Genomic DNA, 1,027 nt, shown 5'->3' on the forward strand with positions numbered 1-1,027 from the left:
AACCGGTGCGTCGGTTTCGTACAAGACAGGGTGCTGTATGATGTGGGGAAAGGGATAATCGAACTTAATACCAACATTCGGAAAGGCAATTATGGAGAGATGGCGGCCAACAGGCTTTATGCCGCAAGGGGGATGCAGAACATTCGGAGCAAACATCCGTTGATGTACATCGACAAGCCTACGGGAAAGGGGTTCGATGGGGCATACACCAAGAATGGAGAGTATATTGTGGACGATGCGAAACCTTGGAAAAAGGGACCAGAGAAAACAAAGGATTCGGGCAAACAACTTAGCCAGAAATGGGTGGGAAGACATTTAGAACAAGGTGCCGTGCCTGAAAATCATGCGGAGGCAATGAAAGCAGCCAATGATAAGAACAGCTTACGACGCACTGTGACCCACGTTGATGGCGATGGCAATATGCGGATTATCAACTACGCAACCAAGGGAACTGGCGATGTGTCCTCTACAAGGAAATCGGAAAAGGTAACGAAACCTCCAACAAAAGCAAAGGGATTAATAAAGTCCGTTCGTTCGAAGGTTGCAAATCTCAGACCTGTCAAGGTCATTTCGGAATCTAACTTTTCGAAGGCCGCGCAAAGCAGCAAGGCAGCCGCGAAAGCCAACGATGCCTTGTGGAAAGGCACGCAATACATCGAAAGCTCCCCAGTGCTTAGAACTGTGGGCAAGGTTGCAGGCAGAGCCTTAATCGTGGTGGGCATTGCTTGGGACGCATATTGCATCAACGATGCCTACCAAGAGGAAGGGGAGTTTGGCGACAAGACACAACAGGCCACAGGGGCGGCTGTTGGTGGCTTGGCCGGTGCATGGGCCGGTGCCGAAATTGGCGCAATTATCGGCACGGCCGTTTGTCCTAGCGTGGGTACACTCGTTGGCGCAGTGGTAGTCGGTCTCATCGGTGCATTCCTTTGTAGCTGGGGCGGTTCAGCATTGGTGGATAGTATTTTCTAACTTAAATGTCAAGCGTAATTATGGGACTATTTGATGCAATATTTGGAAGTTCAAA

1 protein-coding gene is annotated in these 1,027 nt (G+C 49.9%); it reads left to right on the top strand.

The window, feature by feature from the left end:
* Positions 1–972: hypothetical protein (locus tag HMPREF0670_RS17180; RefSeq protein ID WP_232213917.1), on the top strand; the 972-nt coding region annotated here is incomplete at its 5' end.
* Between the last annotated feature and the right edge of the window lie 55 nt (positions 973–1,027).

Source organism: Prevotella sp. oral taxon 317 str. F0108 (assembly GCF_000162415.1).
In the GTDB taxonomy this organism is placed as follows: Bacteria; Bacteroidota; Bacteroidia; order Bacteroidales; family Bacteroidaceae; genus Prevotella; species Prevotella conceptionensis.